The 22,012-nt window shown below is 37.6% G+C and carries 12 protein-coding genes; 6 read left to right on the forward strand and 6 right to left on the reverse strand.

Translation table 11 applies throughout. The features are described from left to right. Positions 1-3: 3 nt before the first annotated feature. The 5 genes from ACFIJR_RS02310 (at position 4) to tsaE (ending at position 7,502) form a co-directional block, all read left to right on the forward strand. On the forward strand, positions 4-1,323 hold the full coding sequence (locus ACFIJR_RS02310; protein ID WP_375653429.1) for a bifunctional folylpolyglutamate synthase/dihydrofolate synthase: 1,320 nt from the start codon (positions 4-6) through the stop codon (positions 1,321-1,323). Between the two features lie 43 nt (positions 1,324-1,366). Next, entirely contained in the window at positions 1,367-2,365 is a 999-nt protein-coding gene (locus tag ACFIJR_RS02315) for a complex I NDUFA9 subunit family protein (RefSeq protein ID WP_375653432.1), read from the forward strand. A gap of 718 nt (positions 2,366-3,083) precedes the next feature. Further along, on the forward strand, positions 3,084-4,481 hold the full coding sequence (gene ahcY, locus ACFIJR_RS02320) for an adenosylhomocysteinase (RefSeq protein WP_375633659.1): 1,398 nt from the start codon (positions 3,084-3,086) through the stop codon (positions 4,479-4,481). A gap of 33 nt (positions 4,482-4,514) precedes the next feature. Further along, complete coding sequence (locus ACFIJR_RS02325; protein WP_375651658.1) at positions 4,515-6,980, forward strand: PAS-domain containing protein; 2,466 nt, start codon at positions 4,515-4,517, stop codon at positions 6,978-6,980. A gap of 51 nt (positions 6,981-7,031) precedes the next feature. Continuing rightward, positions 7,032-7,502: a tRNA (adenosine(37)-N6)-threonylcarbamoyltransferase complex ATPase subunit type 1 TsaE gene (gene tsaE / locus ACFIJR_RS02330; protein ID WP_375626156.1), complete on the forward strand. Its 471-nt coding sequence runs from the start codon at positions 7,032-7,034 to the stop codon at positions 7,500-7,502. A gap of 516 nt (positions 7,503-8,018) precedes the next feature. On the opposite strand, the gene trxA is transcribed toward tsaE, so the two are convergent. The 6 genes from trxA to ACFIJR_RS02360 all read right to left on the reverse strand — a co-directional run bounded on the left by trxA (position 8,019) and on the right by ACFIJR_RS02360 (position 20,862). Next, the gene (gene trxA / locus ACFIJR_RS02335) at positions 8,019-8,342 is read right to left on the reverse strand and encodes a thioredoxin (protein WP_012754458.1); all 324 of its coding nucleotides are present in this window, start codon (positions 8,340-8,342) and stop codon (positions 8,019-8,021) included. 175 nt (positions 8,343-8,517) lie between these two features. Further along, the gene (gene addA, locus ACFIJR_RS02340; RefSeq protein ID WP_375653435.1) at positions 8,518-11,994 is read right to left on the reverse strand and encodes a double-strand break repair helicase AddA; all 3,477 of its coding nucleotides are present in this window, start codon (positions 11,992-11,994) and stop codon (positions 8,518-8,520) included. Positions 11,995-11,996: 2 nt separating this feature from the next. After that, positions 11,997-15,116 (reverse strand): double-strand break repair protein AddB, encoded by a 3,120-nt coding sequence (gene addB, locus ACFIJR_RS02345; protein ID WP_375653437.1) that lies wholly within the window; start codon positions 15,114-15,116, stop codon positions 11,997-11,999. A 900-nt stretch (positions 15,117-16,016) separates the two neighbouring features. Next, positions 16,017-17,591 (reverse strand): peptide chain release factor 3, encoded by a 1,575-nt coding sequence (locus tag ACFIJR_RS02350; RefSeq protein ID WP_375626150.1) that lies wholly within the window; start codon positions 17,589-17,591, stop codon positions 16,017-16,019. Further along, positions 17,591-19,252, reverse strand: coding sequence for a lysine--tRNA ligase (locus ACFIJR_RS02355; protein ID WP_375625501.1), 1,662 nt, complete (start codon positions 19,250-19,252; stop codon positions 17,591-17,593). The genes ACFIJR_RS02350 and ACFIJR_RS02355 overlap by 1 nt, the downstream gene beginning before the upstream one ends. 374 nt (positions 19,253-19,626) lie before the next feature. Continuing rightward, the gene (locus ACFIJR_RS02360; RefSeq protein WP_375625502.1) at positions 19,627-20,862 is read right to left on the reverse strand and encodes an argininosuccinate synthase; all 1,236 of its coding nucleotides are present in this window, start codon (positions 20,860-20,862) and stop codon (positions 19,627-19,629) included. A gap of 170 nt (positions 20,863-21,032) precedes the next feature. On the opposite strand from ACFIJR_RS02360, the gene ACFIJR_RS02365 reads away from it, so the two are divergent. After that, entirely contained in the window at positions 21,033-21,674 is a 642-nt protein-coding gene (locus tag ACFIJR_RS02365) for a LysE family translocator (RefSeq protein ID WP_375626147.1), read from the forward strand. Positions 21,675-22,012 lie beyond the last annotated feature (338 nt).

Here is a 22,012-nt window from a genome sequence, read left to right on the forward strand (position 1 = left end):
TTTATGCAACAAAGCCAAATACAAAGGGTGGTAGATGATTTACTAAAAAATTATCCGAAAAAATTTGATCTTTCTTTAGAGCGTATTATTCACCTTTTAGAGCGTCTTGGTAATCCACATTTAAAACTTGCCCCTATTATTCACATCGCTGGAACAAATGGCAAAGGATCTGCCTCAGCAATTTGCCGTGCTCTTTTAGAAAGTGCAGGATACTGCGTTCATGTCTATAGCTCACCTCATCTCGTCAACTGGAATGAACGCTGCCGGTTAGGTCAAAAAGGAGGTGGTCAACTTGTTACAGAAAACCAATTGGCTGAAACAATCCGTGAAATTATAAAAGTAAATCGTCAAGAGCCGATTACTATTTTTGAAATTTTTACAGCCGCTGCCTTTATGCTGTTTAGTATACATCCAGCTGATGTTGTAATTTTAGAAGTTGGTTTGGGAGGACGTTTTGATGCTACCAATGTCATTAACAAACCAGCTGTATCGCTTATTATGCCCATTGATTATGATCATGAAACCTTTCTTGGAAATACAATTGCTCAAATCGCTTTTCAAAAAGGAGGGATTATCAAACCAAATGTTCCAGTAGTCATCGGGAAGCAAAATTATGAAGAAACTCTTGCTACTTTAATACCCCTTGCCGATAAAAATAGAGCACCTTATTCTCTATTTGATCAAGATTATCAAAGTTATAAAGAACATGGACGTATGGTTTTTCAAAACAATCAAGGTCTCATGGATCTTTCACTTCCTAACCTTATTGGAGACCACCAAGTTGCCAATGCTGGCGCATCTCTTGAAGCAGTTTGTCAAGCGGGTTTTCAACTTTCAGAACAAACCATAAATGACGCTTTGAAAAATATCTATTGGCCCGCACGGATGCAACATCTTATCCAAGGACATTTGGTTGATCAACTGTCTCCTAATATTGATTTATGGTTAGACGGTGGTCACAATCCTGCTGCTGGAAAAGTTATTGCGGCAGAACTTACACAATGGAGAAAAAAAACAGATCGTCCCATTATTATGATTGCTGGTATGCTCAATACCAAAGATGCTGTTGGTTATTTTCGTTCCTTAGCGAACCTTGTCGATAAAATATATACGATACCGCTGATTAACAATAATGCCGGTATCTCTCCAATAAAATTAGCTGAATCAGCGCAAAAAGCAGGAATCTTTGCTACTCCACAGGCGCATCTACAAGATGCTTTGCATAAGATTAGAGCCGAATATAAAGAGGCAATTGTCCTTATTAGTGGTTCCCTTTATCTTGCGGGCGATATTTTGCGTGACAATAAAACACCTCCGTGCTAAAAATCGATTATTTTAAAAGCGTTGAAAGATAGACTTTTTAATCATGCAACTTGATTGTGCACTTTATCAACATCCTAAACTTGTTACTGTTTTTGGCGGATCTGGTTTTGTAGGACGACATGTCGTTGAAACTTTGACTAAGCGGGGATATCGCGTTCGTATCGCTGTTCGTTGTCCACAAAAAGCTTATTACATGCTCCAAATAGGAGAAGTAGGACAAACCCAAATGCTTAAAACGGATATCAAGCATCGTGCTTCTGTTGCACGCGCGTTGCTTGGAGCTGATGCGGCAGTGTTTTTACCTGGTAGCTTAAAACAAGCAAATCAATCGAATTTTAAAAACACACAAATTGATGGTGCTTACAATGTTGCTGAATTAACAGCACAAGCTGCTATTCCACTCATCTATATGTCAGCACTTGTGGCTAACGAGAATGCTTCATGTCTTTATGCACGTGTTAAGTTTATGGGTGAACAAATCGTTCATAACAAGCATCCTCAAGCAATTATTATCCGTCCATCCGTTATCTTTGGACCAGAGGATTGTTTCTTTAACACCTTAGCAGATTTGTCACGTTTTTTACCAATTATGCCTCTTTTTGGGGGTGGGCAAAGCAAATTGCAACCCGTGTATGTTGGTGACGTTGCTGAGTTTATCGCGCGCACTTTAGATGGACAGGTTGCTTGGGGAAAAAATTATGATCTTGGTGGTCCCCAGATTATCACCTTTCAAAATACTCTTGAAAATATACTCAAAATTATTCACCGTAAAAAAACAATCCTATCCATGCCCCTTTCTGCTAGTCTATTGATTGGAGGAATTTTGGGAACTATCGGTAAATTGCCTTTTGTACCAACACTCGTAACAGCCAATCAGATACGTTTTTTGCAAATGGATAACATTGTTTCTAAAGAGGCTATAGAGAATGGATATACTCTAGAAGGTGTGGGAATTACTCCCAGAGCAATGGCTGCATTCTTGCCAAGTTATCTTTGGCGATTTCGTCCACATGGTCAATTTTCGCAAAACTTATTCGTCTAGAATAAATTTTTTCAAAACTGAGTTAATTATTTGATTTATAATTTATAGCTCGTTGTTAGCGATTCTGAAATCAGAATGCTCAATAGAGTAATGTTTTTGCGTTTTAAATGCTCTATTCAGTATCACAAAAAATGTTTAATCGTATACCTATAGTATTTTGATAAAAATCGTTGAAAACAAGAGAAAAGCACTTCTTATAAACTGTCTTTATCCAAGAGCAGATGCAACATTGGAATCCTAAAGAACCGATTCTGAATTGCCTATTCATAAATATGATAACCTATGACTTTGCATTATATTATTTTGGTAGAAAGCTTAATAATGAGATTAAAGTAAGGTAATACTTCCTTTTTCAACAACCGCATAAGCGCGTAGAATATAAGTATTCTACTTTCGATATTATCCCATAAAAAATCGATATAAAAACTGTGAAGCAATGCACAATTTTTATTATTTAAAAGGTATTCTCTCTGGAGATTTTTAAAAGCTTTAAAGTTACGTGAAAAGGATAGAGTTTTGTTTATATAATAAGACTTATCATGAAGATCTCTTATTCTTTCAGTAACATCATTACTCAGATTCATAAATGCATATTTGTTGCACAAATTTATGGAGATTTTAAAAAAGCTTTTTCACATAAAGAAGTCCTCTTCTTGTCTTGCATTTTTTTTTAATTTCTCCTACCGTCTTGGAAAAACTTATTTTAAAGGAATAAAGAATGGCAGCTCAAGATTTTGTTGTCAAAGATATTGCACTTGCCGCTTATGGTCGTAAAGAACTTGATATTGCTGAAACTGAAATGCCTGGTTTGATGGCTTGTCGCAAGGAGTTTTCCTCTAATCAACCTTTGCGCGGAGCGCGTATTTCTGGCTCATTGCACATGACAATTCAAACAGCTGTTTTAATTGAAACATTAAAAGCAATTGGCGCCGATATACGGTGGAGCTCTAGCAATATTTTTTCTACGCAAGACCATGCAGCAGCAGCTATCGCCGCAACTGGTATTCCTGTATTCGCCGTTAAGGGTGAAACATTGGAAGAATATTGGACTTATATAGATGCAATTTTCCAATGGCCAGATGGTAATCCTTCCAATCTTATTTTAGATGATGGCGCTGATGCCACAAACTATATTTTAATGGGAAGTCGTGCAGAACAAAATAAAGATATCCTATCGCATCCCAAAACAGAAGAAGAAGAAATTTTTTTCAAACAAATACAAAAGCGTATGGATGCAACGCCAGGATTTTTTACACGACAGCGCGCAGCAATTAAAGGTGTAAGCGAAGAAACCACAACAGGTGTAAACCGTCTTTATCAGTTACAAAAAGAAGGGCTTTTGCCTTTTCCTGCTATTAATGTCAATGATAGTGTCACTAAATCAAAGTTTGATAATAAATATGGATGTAAAGAATCATTGGTTGATGGTATTCGACGTGGAACAGACGTGATGATCGCTGGTAAAACTGCCATTGTCTGTGGCTATGGTGATGTGGGAAAAGGTTCAGCAGCATCTCTTTCTGGTGCTGGGGCTCGTGTTAAAGTAACAGAAATTGATCCTATTTGCGCTCTTCAAGCAGCTATGGATGGCTATGAAGTTGTTAATTTGGATGATGCTGCTTCCAGTGCTGATATTATCATCACGACAACAGGCAATAAAGATGTTGTTCGTTTAGACCATATGCGACAAGTAAAGGATATGTGTATTCTTGGCAATATTGGTCATTTTGATAACGAAATCCAAGTCGCAGCCCTTAGAAATTTGCCATGGACAAATATTAAACCACAAGTTGATATGATCACCTTTCCCGATGGAAAACGCATCATTTTGCTCTCTGAAGGGCGTTTGTTAAACCTCGGGAATGCGACTGGGCATCCCTCTTTTGTCATGTCAGCCTCGTTTACTAATCAAGTTTTAGCGCAAATTGAACTTTTTACCCGTGCAGAACACTATACAAATGAAGTCACTGTTTTGCCTAAACATCTTGATGAAAAAGTTGCACGTCTACATCTTGATCGGTTAGGAATAAAATTAAGTGTTTTATCAGAAGAACAAGCCGCTTATATTGGAGTCACACCACAAGGACCTTATAAACCAAACCATTACCGTTATTAAACATTTCCTTGGGTTAAAAAAGGGTAAGATGTCGTGCGCAGCTTTGGTGACTATAACCCCAAAGAAAAAGCTCAAAAAATGATTCGAATCTATGCGTATATATTTTGCCTTTTTTTCTTTTTTTCTCCAACATGCGCTGTTGCTCAGTCATTGGAAGGTTATTTACCATTTTTCTTCACTTTACTAGATGGTCCATGGCTGCTTTTAGCGCTGTGTGGAGGAATTTCTTGTGCTTCACTTCTCACGTGTCTAGCTGTTATTATGTGTGCAAAAAAAACTGCACAGAAGCCATTGAAGATAATTCAGGCAAATTTTTCTGAAAAACTTAAATATTATGAATGGCTTCTGGAAGAAACCGAGCAATTCCTTCTTATTTGGGAAAATCCAACAACCTTACCCCGTGTCGTTGGTGCCCTTTCTGCATTGCAAAAAATAGGAATCGATCAGAAAGATTTTCAGCGTTTTGAGCTCTGGGTTGAAGAAAATTCTCTGCGAGAACTTGATTATGCATTGACTCAACTACGTTGTAAATGTCACCCTTTTGATCTTTCTATCACCACCACAAACAATGTACTGCTACAAGTTACAGGCGTCATCGCAGGAACAGTCGCTATTGCTCGTTTTCAAGATATCTCAAAACAACAGAGTGAAAATGCTCGTTTACAGAAAGATATCGCCCGCCTTCTTACTGAACTGAGAATGCAGCGTAATCTTCTTGATCTTATTCAAGAGCCCGTATGGATAAAAGATTGTGAAGGAAAAGTTTGTTTTATCAATCGCGCCTTTAGAGAAATGACAGACTTTCGTGAAGGCAGTGATGAAGTGGGTGATCTTTTCAATGAGAATACACAACGCAAAACAGATGAAACAGAAACAATTTTTCAAGAACATGTTCACACAGTTATTGATGGAGAACGACATCGTTTTCATCTCACACGTATTACAACAGCCGAAGGAATGGCAGCTTTTGCGCGTGATGACAGCGCATATGAAAATCTTGCTCATGAATTACGTTATGTTCTTCAAAGCCATTGTGAAACACTTGACCAAATTTCAACAGCTGTAGCTATTTTTGATACAAACCAAAAATTAAAATTCTGTAATCATGCTTTTAAAGTTTTATGGCCGTTGGAGACTTCCTTTTTAGAAAGTGAACCAAGCCATACATTATTTCTTGAACGTCTACGTGAAAAAGGGCTCATTGCTGAACACCCCGATTGGCGCGCATGGAAAGAAGAACTTTTTAAAGCCTATCGACAAACAGAATCGAACCAACAAATTTGGAATCTTCCAGATGGGCGTACGGTGCGTGTTATCTCGAACCCTCATCCACAAGGAGGTGTCACTTGGCTTTACGAAAACCTTACAGAAAAAATTGATCTTGAACGCCGTTATAATACACTTATTAAAATACAAGGTGAAACACTTGATAAACTTTCCGAAGGCGTGGTTGTTTTTGGTACTGATGGACGCCTTCGTTTATCGAATCCTGCCTTGTCGAAATTGTGGTCGCTTCCTTATAATTTACTGGTAGAAGGGACCCATATTACACAGTTACAAAGCCATTGTTCAGCCTTAACCTTAGGACAAGAATGGGATCAATTTACCAAATTCATTACCGGTTTTGCTGAAAAACGTGAAACATATTCAGGTCGTATAGATCTTAAAAATGATATGATTATTGACTATACTCTGGTTCCTCTTCCCGATGGACAAACAATGCTTACTTTTGTGAATGTTACAGACACTGTCCATGTTGCGCGTGCTCTTCAAGAAAGAAATGAAGCATTAGAAAGTGCTGATCGTTTGCGTAATGAATTTGTCCAACATGTTTCCTATGAATTGCGTACACCTCTCACCAATATTATTGGATTTTCGGATATTTTACGTGATCAAATTTTCGGCTCTATCAATAAACGTCAACAAGAATATCTTGGGCATATTCATTCAGAATCAGGAACTCTTTTAAATATTGTTAACGATATTCTTGATCTTGCTACCCTTGATGCAGGCATTATGGAGTTGGACATAAAATCGGTTAATATTGCAGATGCTATGATACAAGCAGTAGCACGTATAGAAGATCGCCTTAATGGACGCCATATTACGCTTTTACAACAAATTTCTCCTTCCTTAAATTCCATTTCTGCTGACGAAAAACGCTTGCATCAAATTTTTGTGAATGTGCTGAGTAATGCTATTAATTTTGCAACGGAGGCGAGCACTATTGAATTTTGCGTTGATGAACAAGATGATAATATTGTCTTTAGCGTTCACAATGAAGGCTCTGATATTCCAAAAGACGTCCTTGATCGTATTTTTAAACGTTTTTCTTCTCATTCACACCATGGCGGGCGTGCAGGAGCGGGTCTTGGCCTTTCCCTTGTGAAGAGTTTCGTTGAACTACACGGTGGACATGTTGAGATTCTTACCGGTTCTGGAAAAGGAACAACAGTTAAATGTTTTTTCCCACTTCCCAAAGGAGATAAGATTTTTTAATTTCAATCTTTATTATAACAAAAATTTTTCATCCATTTCATGGAACCCTTAATGAACTTTAGTTTTTTTCTTGAAAATGAAGAGGCAACAAAGCTTTTTGCACAACATTTAACCCTTTCTTTAAAGCCGGGGGATCTTGTAACGCTGCAAGGAGATCTTGGGACTGGAAAATCAACTATTGCACGTACAATCATCCAAACACTTGCGAACGATAATACTATGGATGTTCCAAGCCCTACTTTTACTCTTGTGCAAAGCTATCAACTTCCACAGTTTGAAATTATTCATGCTGATCTTTACCGCCTTTCTATGGCAGAAGAAATTGATGAATTAGGGCTTCATGAAGCTCGTGAGAAAAATATTTTACTTGTTGAATGGCCAGAAAGAAATACAGCTCTTTTAGAACTCGCCACTTTTGCACTCACCTTACACTATAAAGAACATGGGCGTCATGTAACACTCAGATCAGCACAACATTCCATTGAACGTTTGCAACAGTCTTTTGCAATTCGTACATTTTAAAAAAACATCGACATGAGCATGAACATCATCATTTTTTAATTGATAATACCTCAATACGTACCGAAATTTGAGATGATGAACAACATAAAGAAGTCCCTCATGGATGTATCAACTATGAAGATGAGATGAAATACTGGCTCTTTTATATAACAATGACATAAATTGCAAAGGACTCCAAACAAAAATCTCCTTATTTCTAGATTGATATTGCCTTTTTATGTGTTGAAAGCACTATCTATCTCTATAGTCTTATTCAAGAAGAAAATACCTTTATGAAATTATCATTCACCCAATATTTTTGACGCGCATATAAGGAAAGAATTGCCTATATTCTTCATACAGGGCAATTTTTTATAAAAAATAGTCAATTGAATCACGCATAAAAGTACGAATTTTTAAATTCATTTAACATTTTGATTTTATTATCTTTTTATTATAATATAATGCAAAAAAGAATGTTAAAAAAATCAAAAGGAGAGACAAAGCTTCTCTCCTTTATAGTGATTATATGTGGAATTAACTAAGCCCATCTTTTATCCATTCAGAAAGACGTCCTTTAGAGGTAGCACCAACCATATTCGATGAAATATTTCCATTTTTAAACATTAATAATGTAGGGATAGAACGTACTCCGTATTGGGTAGCCAGTTCCGGATTTTCATCAATATTTACCTTAGCAATTTTAACTTGATTTTGCATTTCCATTGAAATTTCATCCAAAATTGGAGCAATCATTTTGCAAGGTCCACACCATTCTGCCCAAAAATCAACCACAACAGGGGTGGAAGAGGTTAGAACTTCACTTTCGAAATTGTCCTTATCAACTTTTATACACGTCATTGATTTATCCTTTATATTCACTCTTTATAGATTGGTATGATAACAATTCATATCAAGTTATTGCAAAGATAAATTATTAAAGGACTTTTTTACACCAGAGATTGTGCATTATGTTTGTTTGGGCGATTTTATGAAAGTCAAAAAGCGTAAGGATACTTTGAAGGAAAGGAATAACTTATAAGGCAACTTCACCAAGAAATGCCTCGAGTTTTTCTGGAGAAAGCTTAAAAATTTTGGCTTCTTTACTGTAGATAAGCAGAGCTTGGATATCTTTATCAGGATGAATAGCTTGTAATAATTTTCGGTAAAGAGCCATTTGCAACCAGTGATGGGAAGCAATAGCAGCTTCATTTTCTGGCGGGGTTCCTGTTTTAAAATCGGCAAAGATGATGCTGTTTTGCGTGATGTATAGACGGTCAATTTGACCAGAAATTGCGTGTTCTTTTCCACGAATTTTTACAATACCCATTAAGGAAACCTCAGCACGTGAATGCTCAGAAAAAAGGGGCTTGAGGTAAACATGATCTAATATTTTCCAAACATGGCGAAGAGCATCTTCTCTTTGGCTCTCATACCAATGAGAGGCTTTGATATTGAGATAGTTTCGAGCATAGTCTCGACGTTTTTGTGGGGGGTAATCGGGTAAATATTGTAATAATCGGTGAACGATATTACCATATTCAATGGAAAAAGCTCTGTTAGTGTTTGTTTCTCCTAAAACAGGGGAGGTGGTAAGCTGTTTTGGACTTGAGGACAGCTCTGTATCAGCTTCAATGGCAAGGCTCGCGACTGAGGGTTTTAACGGTTTTGGTAGCACTGGCTCTTCTGGTACTTTATGGGAGAAAAAAGCAGGCAAAGGTGGTAAGGTTTGGCATTCAGCGCAAGGGACTTTTGGGTTTATAGAAGCAGAAGAAGGAGGTGTAATACAATAACGCAAAGCTGCAATATCTTCCGCAGAATCTTTTATAGCAAGAGCATGCGGTTCGAGGGCTTTTTTTACCAGTTGTAACCATGTATGAGATGGTGTTTTCTGTCCTTTATATCCACAAATAAACAAGCGATCCTCAGCGCGGGTCATTCCTACATAAAGAAGGCGCCTATATTCTTCTTCTGCACGCTCTTTTAAGTGTGAAATTGCTTGTTTAGAGAGTTTTGTATCAAACTTTTCATTGGGACGCCAAATAAAGGTTTGTTTTCCGTTCCATTTTGCATTGTTTAAAGGAACTTTAAGCAAGTGAGGCGCATGCTGAGGATGCCAAATCGCACTACCAGGATCGACTAAAAACACAATAGCAGCCTCTAGTCCTTTTGCAGCATGAACAGTCATAATGCGGATTTCTTCATTATTTTGTTCAAATTCACGTTTAATTTCTGGTTCACTTGCACTTAATGTTTCTAAAAAAGCTTGTAATCCTGGTAATCCTGTTTTTTGAATAGTGAGCGTATAATCCATAAAAGCATCGAGCACATCATTTGCTTCAGATCCTAAACGAGACAGAATTTTTTGTCTTCCCTTATCATTATTCAAAATATGGCTATAAAACTCGAAAACCGGTATTTTATCCACTAAAGCGCGATAATGGTTTAGCTTTTCAAAAGCATCTTTAAAAGATATCTGCGATGATGCGTGCGTACATAAGCTTTGCCAAAGAGAGCCGGTGCGGTGTGCAGCAAGCTGATAGAGTTCCTCTTCACTAAGAGCAAAAAGGGGGCTTTTTAAAACACAAGCAAGAGAAAGATCATCTTGTGGCTGCAAAACAAAACGTGCAAGCGCCATTAAATCACGGATACTAATATGTTTGGTAAGCTGTAAACGATCAGCCCCTGCTACGGGAATATTGCGGTGTTTAAAAGCACGGGTAAGAGCTGAGACAAATTGATCACGTTTACGAACCAATATCATAATATCACTTGCCCGTATTAAGCGTCCTTTTGCTGGAAGCATTTCACCTTTTTGTAACCAGTTGGCAATAGTTTCAGCAATTTTTTCTGCTAAACGAACTTCAGGGGTATCTAAATGATCAACGCTTAAATGCCAATCATGAGGAAATTCACTCGTCTCTTGGGAAATAGCATCCCATATAACAACTTCACCGGGACTGTTAACACGAATAGCTTCATGCACCGTTTTTGTATTTTCTGCCGAAAGTCCTTTATAGTTTTCTGGTGTTTCAAAAACAATATCAACGCTTTTAAGAACATCCGCTGTAGAGCGAAAAGAGTAATGCAGTTGTATTTTTTCAAATTGTTGATTTGTTTGCTGCACTTTTTTTTGAATGATTCGTCCATTTTCAGCAAAATTTTCTGGAGCTGCGCCTTGAAAAGAATAAATAGATTGCTTTTCATCTCCAACAGCAAAAAGAGTCCGTATATTTGTTCGTTGGCTATAACCTGAGAAAAACTCTTGTGCCAACAGTTGAATAATTTGCCATTGCTCAGGATTAGTGTCTTGTGCTTCATCAAGTAGAATGTGATCAAGCCCACGATCAAGTTTATAATGAACCCATTGGCTTGCACCTTTACGCTGTAACAAATGAAGTGTACGCTCAATAAGGTCGTCAAAGTCTAAGAAGCCATTGGCCTTTTTTAGATTCGTATAGATTTTGAGATAAACAGCACATAACTGAAAAGCAGCCATATTGAGAGTAGCAACTTTTGCGCATTGATATTTCTCTAAAAGAAGAGAAAGCTTTTTTTGTTTATCTTCAAGCATTTGTTGAATAAAAGGCCAAATTTCATCTGATTTTTTACGAGATAAATGTGAAAACTTACGTGGCTCACCTTTTATTGTAAAATAAATATCAGAAATAATATTGAGAATATTTGTCTCATCATGCACCTTTTCTAATTGGGAAAGTTTTTCCACCATATCCTTAAAGCTTTGACTACCATTGATTTCACAATGCTTAAGAGCATAAAGAGGAAGGCGCGCTGTTTGTTTAATTTGTTCCAGCAGATATTGATTTGTTTCATTGGGCGCTAAGTTAAAAAGCGCGCGCAATTTTTCTTCTCCATTTTCAGATAAAAGAGAAGATAAAAAATCAGACAATTTATGTTGCTTTTCAACTGCCTCATAAAGCAATTGGTTAAAAGTATGTTCGCTAATAACTTGAAGTAACTGTTGCAAAGCAGGTTGTACATCACGACGGGCTAAAAGTTGACGACGAGATTCTTGTCGTAATTTTTTTCGACTGATATCATCGGGAAGTTCAAAATGCCCTGCAATATTGGCTTCTAACATAAATTGATGCAAGAGAGATTCACAAAAAGCATGAATCGTTTGGATTTTTAAGCCACCAGGCGTTTCGAGAGCACGCGCGAAGAGTTGTCGTGCATAAGTTAGTTTTTGCGCATTAACAGGTTTTTTTTCAAACCGTGTTAAGGTTTCTTGCAGCTGTGCATCATCGAGTTCATTCCAACTGGAAAGCGTGCGAAAAATTCGTGATTGCATAACAGCAGCAGCAGCTCTTGTATAAGTAAGGCATAAAATACGTGCTGGAGGCGTACCGTTTAAAAGCAAACGGATAACACGTTCACTTAAAACGTGGGTTTTTCCAGATCCAGCATTTGCAGAAACCCACACGTTTTTTTGGGGATGTGTTGCTGTTGCTTGTGCATCAAGAGCGGCTTCAGGAATAGAAAAAAACGTCATGATTACTCTTCTTTATGAAAACCACTTGACCATTCCCACAACCGAGCCAAATGGTCGTAGTCACCTTCATATCGTTTTGACATGGGGACAGCATGTGAAAGATAACCTTGTTGTGGATTTTTATAATAAGTTATGAGTGCGATAAGATTTTCCCATGCATTGTCAGCAAGATCAACAGCACTTAGATGAGTTTTTCCGTCTTTTTTCTTTAAAAGAATTGATTGGGATTTAATTTCACCTTTTTTGTTAAGAGAAATGTAAAATAAATTTGAGGGGGTAAAATCTTGAAAATCTGGGAAGCCCCCTTGTATGAGTAAAGCTGTTTCTAAAGCCAATTGCGGAAATAATAATTCACGAACTTGTTTTGATGAAGGAGGGGTTCCGGTTTTGAAATCTAGAATTTCAACCGTTTTATCTGGCAAAACATCAAGACGATCAGCACGTCCTGAAAGGGTTACTCCTGTTGTTCCTATAGGAATTTTTTGTGATACCACTTCCGAATATCGCTCTCGCAGTCCTAAACTTTGTTCCCATTGAATAAAGCGTGGAGCAAGATTTTCAAAACTATTCCACCAAATTACTTCAATATCGGGTGGAAAATTGAATTTATCAAACTCTTTACGTCCAATAGAAAGCAGTACATTGAGTGCATTTGCATCATTTGGATTTTTTATTTGTGTGCAAAAGGCTGCAAGAATAGCGTGATAAAGTGTTCCACGTTCTGAAGCGCTAGGATCATGAATAAGTTCTTTAAGTGGTTTGAGCCGTAAGATTTTTTTAGCATAAATAGCATAGGGATCATATCGTAATGTTTCTATTTCAGTAACTGAAAAATGACGCGGGCGTATATCAAGAGGCGGAGCAGGGCAAGGACGTTCCACCTCAGAAGTTATGCTTGTATGATCAAGCATCTTTGCCCAATGGCGTAGTATTTCACCTCGTTCACGGATTTGTTCCCAAACCTGTTTTCCTACAACTGTTTCCATGCGTTGTAGCCAGCGTGAAGGAATGGAAGGCGTATGATTAACGCGCAATGCGCGACTCATCACCACTTTATCCATTCCCATCGCCCATTGAAAATCATGCGCGGAAAGACCAATACGCTGCTCTGGTGGTTCCAGAGTTAACATCATTTTCATCGGTCGCGATAAAAAAGCATCATTTCGGGTTGATATCGGCCATGACCCTTCATTAAGACCGCCGATGACCACTGTATCAACTGTTTGCAAACGTGATTCCAACGTACCCCAGATGAATAAACGTGGATGTCCTCCAGGCGAAGGTGTGACAGAACGGGTTGCTATTATGGCAGAAAACATAGCGGGCCATTCGCAAAGATGAAATGTTAATCCGGATTGATCACTGACCAATTCACGTAAAAATTTTGATAGGGTTTGTCCTGCTTCGTGTTGATAAAGATGTGCAAGAGAATTATTCTCATTGCGCCCAAAATTTTCAAAAACCTCAACAGTTGCTATCGCAGCTTCGTTGATGGTACATTCTTTCTCTTTTTTCATAAGAGATGTTAAAGGTTCAACAGCTTTCCTCAAAAGATGACAAAGGAAACGTGCTTCTTCACATTTCTGCTGATCAAGAGCGTTGATTTCAGAACTATTATGAAAGTGCGTTTCAATCCATTTTTCAAGAAATTGATCACATTCGCAAAGATTGATGCGTCCTGTATTCCCTCGAAGAACAAAAAGTTCAAAATTTTCTGCCATTTCCCGTAAACGATGACGGTTTTGTTGGAGTGTTGTCAGTGGATGTTTAAGAAGAGAAAGAAAAGCAATGGGATCATCGGGTTGCAACACATTTTCTAAGATAAGTCGTAAGAGAGTTACAGGCAATGTTTGTGCAAGTGGTATTCCGCCTGAATCATTTGCTTCAATTCCAAATCGCTGTAATTCCACAACAACACGGCGTGCTAAATTACGGTCGTTTGTAATAAGGGCTGCAGTTTTTTGAGGTTCTTCAATAGCTTTGCGTAAGGTAACAGCAATCGCGAGAGCTTCTTCACGTTCATTTATAGCTTCAATAAATGACCAATCTGCACAAAGATTTTCATAATCGTTACGGACAATTTGTACCCATTTATCTGTTGTAGAAGCTGGTCGGAGTGCTTCTGATAAAAGAGCCATTCGTTTTTTCTTTGTTATACTTTGTTGGCCAATTTCGCAAACATGATGACGTTGACACTCCATGAGAGTTAGAAGTTTTTTTAAATGATATTGAGGATGGCTAAAAACATTTTCTGCAAGATCAAAAAAATCACAAGCTGTTTTTTCTTCATTGCTTGTGCTTAGTGCATTCCATTGTTCTTCATCCATATGAAGATCAAGGCCAGGAAGAACAACAGCCCCCTTTGGTAGAGAAGCGATAACCTTTAAAAGATGAGAAACTGCGGGCATAGAACCTGATACACCAGCTGCAATGACCGGTTTATCAGGCGGCATACGTCGTAAAGTTTCTGCATGCATTGTGAGTGCTTGATTACGCCATTCCGCGGGATTACTTCGTTGTCTTTCTGTCAAGATTTTTGGCCAATTTTGCGTAACAATAGTCAAGAAATCGAGCGTTATTTGCCACCATTCAGCGACCATATCAGATGCAATATTTTTAAGTTTTGACCAGTCTGCTCCTTCTGTTTCAATTTCGTCCATCAAATGTGCTAAATCTTGCGCGAGCCAAATAGCATCAGCACTATGAGCCGGAATAAGCACATCTTCTGTACCAAACATGGCACGCAGATGCGCAGGCAAATTTTCACGCCATGGACGGATAAGGCGCGCTAAAAGTAAAAGACGTTCGCTTTCTCCAATAGGCGGATCGAGAGCGCTGGTATGATTTTCAACAAAAAGGAAACTGTCTTCATCTACATCTCCTAGAGCACGAATGGTTGGCAAAAATGTTGATTGTGTATCACTTCTTTCAACAAAAGCTAAACGCAAAGCGCGAGCAGCACGACGTGTTGGAACATAAATAAGGCTATCAGCAAGGGCAGTTTGAATATCTCCACTGGAAGCGAAATTATCAATAAGGCTACCAGAAAGTAGTGCATCAACAAAGTGAGGCAAAAAAGCAGTTCCCGGAGAAATAGAAAAGACACGCGGTTTATAGGTCATATGATCTCATATTTGGGATAACAAATTTCAGCTTATTGATTATTTGTATTATTTTGACTGTATACAATATTTATACAAGGAAAAACTGAAAAGCTATATTTATACAGCAGATTTTTTAGTTTAAATTTAAAAAAATATTGAAGTAAATTATATGTCTTAAATCATCGCGAAAAAATATATAAAATTTTTCTGATATTTTTCAACGTAGAATTGGCTACAGTTTATTCTCTAACTCAAATAGGTAATATAAAAATAAATATTAAAGTTTTAAAAGGTGCTAGGGGTACCAATGCATTGCAGCTCTTTGAATATAATAAATTTACCGTATTCTTTATACAGTGCAATCTGAAAATATCCTTTACATACCCCACCATTTTCAGAAAAAAATAATATGTCTACCTTTAACAGCGAAAATAGATTACTTTTATGGAGAGAGTTTTGCAAAAGTTTATCGTGCAAGCCTCTATCTTGCTAGGATCACATCCCTTATGCAAAATAGAATGCCCAAAAATATCATTATGTTGCAATTTTATATGTTTGTTTTTAAATAGACATCTTTCATTGTACTTGAGCTTACCTCGTAATGTCGTCCCATAATAATATAAATGAATAGTATAATGTAAACTTCCGTGAATGGGATAAGATACATCACACACCACCATCGTTACATCATAACGCTACAAACCACCATAATCACTTTTTTACCCTCGCCCAATATTTTGAAAGCTCTTGGCTATAGAGAAAATTTATAAGAGGCTTTGTATTTCTTGCTTCAAGTGTTTTTACGCACACACCAATCCTACTTATGACGTGAAAACAAATGATTTTGATTGTTTCAATATGAAAAACGATAAATTATCATTATAAATCAAATTATTGTAGAAAATATTTTTCTTTATTTTAAGAGCGTACTTGATAATCCTTAAAAGCTGCAAATTTTATTTTCGGTGCCCGCTCTGCTTCATAATTCAATGAAAAATGATTTTCTGCTAAAAAAACTGGATCACCTTCTAAATCATACGCAATAGCAGAGCGGTGATTGCTGAGAAACTTTTGCAACTCATCTTTGCTCTGCGCTGAAATCCAACGGCATAAATTAAAGCGCGCTGATTCAAAACTTACCGGCAGAGAATATTCCACCTTAAGTCGTTCCGTTAAAACATCAATTTGCAAGGCACCAATAACACCAATGAGAGAAGGCGACCCATCATCAGGAATAAACAATTGTACAACCCCTTCTTCAGCCATTTGTTGCAAAGCTTCTTTGAGCTTTTTTGCTTTCATTGGATCGCCCAAACAAACACGACGCAAAATCTCTGGTGCAAAATTTGGTACTCCCTTAAAGAGGATATCTTCTCCTTCAGTCAAAGTATCGCCAATACGCAATGTTCCATGATTAGGAATCCCTACGATATCACCGGCATAGGCTTGGTCAGCAATTTGGCGTGAACGCGCAAAGAAAAATTGTGGAGCCGAAAGTGTCATCGGTTTTCCTGTTCGAACCAACTTTGTTTTCATACCACGTTCAAGTGTTCCCGAACATACCCGAAAAAATGCAATACGATCACGATGATTAGGGTCCATATTCGCTTGAATTTTAAAAACAAATCCCGTCATTTTAGGTTCCATGGCTATGACATTGCGCTGATCTGCACTTTGATCACGAGGACTTTGACCAAAATCAATAAGCGCATTGATCAAATCACGAACACCAAAATTTCGCAAAGCTGAACCAAAATAAACCGGAGTCATATGACCTTCACGGAAAGCTTGAAGATCAAAATTCTTGCAAACACTTTGAGCGAGTTCTACCCCTTCAATAAAAGTTGAATGTTGATATTCAGGGAGTAAATGGACAACCTCTCTGGGATTTGAAACTATCCGCTGTGTTATCTCATCATCTTTTTGACGAAAACGATTATGATGAAGGTCATAGGTACCAACAAAATCTTTACCCGTACCAATTGGCCATGTTATAGGCGCAGTATCAAGAGCAAGCTTTTCTTCAATTTCATCTAAAAGCTCTATAGGATCACGTGCCTCACGATCCATTTTATTGATAAACGTAACAATAGGAATATCCCGCATCCGACATACTTCAAACAATTTCAGTGTTCTTGGCTCAATTCCGCGTGCCCCATCCAATACCATGATAGCACTATCAACAGCTGTGAGAGTGCGATAGGTATCGTCCGCAAAGTCCTCATGTCCTGGAGTATCTAGGAGATTAAAAATATGATTTTCATATTCAAACGTCATCACCGAAGTCACAACGGAAATACCACGATCACGCTCAATATTCATCCAATCAGAACGGGTTTGAATACGATCTTTTTTGGCTTTTACTTCTCCTGCAAGTTGAATAGCACCACCAAACAATAAAAGCTTTTCTGTTAATGTTGTTTTCCCCGCATCTGGGTGAGCAATAATTGCAAATGTACGGCGTCGCTTTACTTCCTGCACTCTTCGTTCCATTATTCCTCCGTCGGCCGTGCAAGTGTTTCAGCAATCAGTGCACGCATTTCATTAATCCCATAAAGCGCTATAAATGATCCCCATCGTGGACCTCGCTCTTGTCCAAGAAGGACTTCATACAACATTTGAAAAAAAACATTGGAAACACCAGGCCCACCTTCAGGGCTTTTTTTGCTATGATCTTGATAACGTTCCGTTAATCGTGCAACATCAAGAAGCATATTTTGTAACATGTTGCCATCAATAGTTTCAGGTAAATTAGCTAATTTTTCCTCAATTTGTGCTAATGTTGCTCGTTCGCTATCATCTGGTATACGAAATTTCTTGTTTGGTTTAACAAAAACATCAAAATATTTAATAGCAAACTTCACCAATTGATCAAGTTCTGGATAAGTTTGTGCATTTGCTCCTTTAGCGTAACGAGAAATAAAACCCCAAAGAACTTCTGCATTCTCCGCATTTGAAGCACTTACCAAATTTAGGAGCATCGCAAAGGATACAGGCAAATCAACCTGCGGTGGACAACCATTATGAATATGCCATACAGGATTATTCAGACGCTCTTTCCATTCTTGGCGACCATAGGCTGAAAGATGCGCATAGTATTCATCAACCGCTTTAGGAATGACATCAAAATAAAGCCTTTTTGCTGTTTTAGGCTTTGAAAACATATAAAGCCCTAAACTCTCTGTTGGAGCATAAGTAAGCCATTCATCAATGGTTAAGCCATTTCCCTTGGATTTGGAAATTTTCTGCCCTTTCTCATCTAAAAAGAGCTCATAGTTGAATCCTTCTGGGGGCTTTCCACCTAATACTTTACAAATTTTAGAAGAAAGATTTGTGGAATCAATAAGGTCTTTTCCTGCCATTTCATAATCAATGCCAAGCGCTGTCCAACGCATTGCCCAATCTACCTTCCACTGACACTTAACCTTGCCCCCTGTAACCTCTGTTTCTATGGTTTCTCCTGTTTCTGGCTCAATATAAGTAACTGTACCTTTTTCAACATTACGCGCAATCATCGGTACCTGTAATACTTTTCCAGAAAAGGGAGAAATCGGTAGAAAGAGTGAATAGGTCGCTTGCCGCTCTTCACCTAATGTTGGTAAAATAATTGCCATAACCTTGTCATAACAGGCAAGAATTTTCAAAAGCGTTTCATCAAAACGACTGGAACTGTAATAATCCGTAGCACTTGCAAATTCATAATCAAAACCAAAACGATCAAGGAAAGCCCGTAACCGGGCATTATTCGCTGCCCCAAAAGAAGGATAATCATCTCCAAAAGGGTCCGGTACACGGCTCAACGGTTGACCAAGATAATGTTCCATCCTTTCGCGATCAGGCACATTCTCAGGAATCTTGCGCAAACCATCCATATCATCAGAAAAACAAAGCAATTTTGTTTTTACTTTATTCTCCGTAAGAATATGAAATGCATGACGCACCATGGTTGTACGTGCAACTTCCCCAAAAGTTCCAATATGCGGTAAACCAGAAGGGCCATAACCTGTTTCAAATATCACACTGTCTGGATAACCCGTCTTTTCATACCGTTTGATAATCTTACGTGCTTCTTCAAATGGCCAAGTTCTCGATTGAGAAGCTGCATCTTTTAATTCAGGCGTAAGGTTAAGGGTATCACACTGATCACGCATCATTATTTGTCCTAAAAATTACACTCTTTCAAAATAGGGTGTATGGTTCTTGAATTTATTCGTCAATAATAGCAAGCAAAAAGATGAAAATTTCTTTATACTCTTAAGTCACAATACAAAAACCGCCCTCGCTATAAACATATTTTGTTCTGATAAAAATCAAAAACATTCAATATTATAAAGCAAAATTGACTTGTTTTGATTATCGAAGCCTTCATTGCTATTATTATCATGGGTTTTGCTTATTATATTTATTAGCGCAAAAGATAAGCTTCTAATATTGAACGAAAGAACGGTAAAAACCAACAGAAAAAATGCTTCAACTAGGCATTTCATACAAAAGCACTAATCCACATTACACTTGTCACCGTAACTTTCTATTTCTTTTCTTTATCGCCTTGATGACGCATTGCTAATGTACGCAAACGTAAAGCATTTAATTTAATAAAACCAGTTGCATCTCTTTGATCATAAGTACCTTGATCATCCTCGAAAGTTACCAACTCACTCGAATAAAGTGATTTTTTACTTTGGCGCCCTTCAACAATCACGTTTCCTTTATAGAGTTTTAACGTGACTTCACCTTCAACATGTTCTTGAGATAAATCAATAGCTGCCTGCAGCATCTTACGTTCCGGCGAAAACCAAAATCCATAATAAATGAGTTCTGCATAACGTGGCATCAATTCATCTTTCAAATGAGCTGCACCACGATCTAGCGTTAAAGATTCTATAGCTCTGTGAGCCGTTAAAAGAATGGTCCCCCCTGGGGTTTCATAAATACCCCGCGACTTCATACCCACAAAGCGATTTTCCACCAAATCTAACCGACCAATACCATTATCGCGCCCATAATGATTTAATTCTGCAAGTAAAGTTGCAGGAGATAAATTTTTTCCATTGATTGAAACAGCATCACCTTTTTTAAAGCCAAGAGTGATTCTTGTTGCTTGATCTGGAGCATCTTCTACCGAAAGAGTACGCATATGGACATATTCAGGAGCAGGAAGTGCTGGATCTTCTAAAATCTTTCCTTCTGATGAAGAATGCAATAAATTTGCATCCACTGAAAAAGGTGCTTCGCCTTGCTTATCCTTTTCTACAGGAATTTGATGTGTACGAGCAAATTCAAACAGATCTGTCCGACTCTTAAAATCCCAATCACGCCATGGAGCAATAATCTTTATATCAGGGTTAAGAGCATAAGCGGAAAGCTCAAAGCGCACCTGATCATTGCCTTTGCCCGTTGCCCCATGAGCAATTGCATCTGCTCCCGTTTCCTTAGCAATTTCAATAAGGCGTTTTGAAATAAGTGGGCGTGCAATTGATGTTCCTAAAAGGTAAGTCCCCTCATAAACGGTATTGGCTCGAAACATCGGAAAAACAAAATCACGCACAAATTCTTCACGCAAATCTTCAATATAGATTTCTTTAACACCTAACATTTCAGCTTTACGACGAGCAAATTCTAGCTCTTCCCCCTGCCCCAAATCCGCTGTAAAAGTTACAACTTCAACGCCTAGCGTACTTTGCAACCATTTGAGAATAATTGACGTATCCAATCCCCCCGAATAAGCCAAAACAACTTTTCTAATATTTTGCCACTTCTTCATTTCAAAGTTCTATATGAGCTGCTCTTTTATTTCTACCTAGAAATCAAAACAATGCAACAAGTATAAAAATAAATTCTCTTTAAGCAACATTAAAAAGACGCAAAAAAGGTAAATAAAAACGCTTTAGAGTGTAAATAATGAATACTGCTTAAAAATAAAAGGAGATTTACGTGTCATTTCTACCGGAGTGGTCTATTGTTGTACAATTTGCTTTAGCATCGTTGATTTTAGCACTTATTCCAGGACCTGATATGATGCTTTCTGTAGGACGAACCATTACACAAAGCAAAAAAGCTGGAATTATGTGCGCCTTGGGTAGTGCAACAGGGTTTGCCATTCAAGTTACCGCTGTAGCACTTGGCTTATCAGCGCTTATTTTTGCTGCACCACACACTTTTATTCTTCTAAAAATTGTTGGCGCCTTTTACCTTTTATGGTTTTCCTTTCAAGCGTTACGGAGAAATCCGACATTTTCCTTTGAACAGACATCTTCTAAATCTCAAAGCGCTAAACGTAACTATCTTGCTGGTATTGGAATCAATCTTTTAAATCCTAAAGTTATACTCTTTAACGCCACATTTTTACCACAATTTATCAATGCGGATGATCCTATGGCAACACAAAAGCTACTCTTTTTAGGACTCTCTTATATTCCTATTTCTTTTCCCATTACAATTTCTATCGTTTTTACAGCGCATAAATTTACCAAAATTCTCAATAAAAATCCTCTTTATATTCGCTTTCTCGACTGGCTTATTGCTGGTACTTTTACTATCTTTGCCCTCCATCTCCTTATAGTTACAAAACATTGATTTATAAATGTAATTTATCGTTTTTAATTTAAATGAGAACAAAAATATTGTAGGATTCTCTCATTTTAAACCTGTTTATTTTGAATCAAACAATATCTTTCCCTTGTACGTTATAAGCGAATCGGGAGTTTTCGTGTGTAAAGCGAAATCTTTTTAAAGAACGTAATAAACAAAAGAGTGAGGCAATATACAATCTCCACTTTTTAAAAGATATTACCGTAGATGCTTTTAAAAGTCATAAAATAGAATTAAAAGGTATGGTAATAATATGGAAATTAGTTAAGACCCTTAAGACTTCATATTGCCTCTAAATGAGGTTTCCTCCTCATTTTAGAGAT

This window comes from Bartonella sp. OD88NMGDW, from assembly GCF_042193775.1.
In the GTDB taxonomy this organism is placed as follows: Bacteria; Pseudomonadota; Alphaproteobacteria; order Rhizobiales; family Rhizobiaceae; genus Bartonella; species Bartonella grahamii.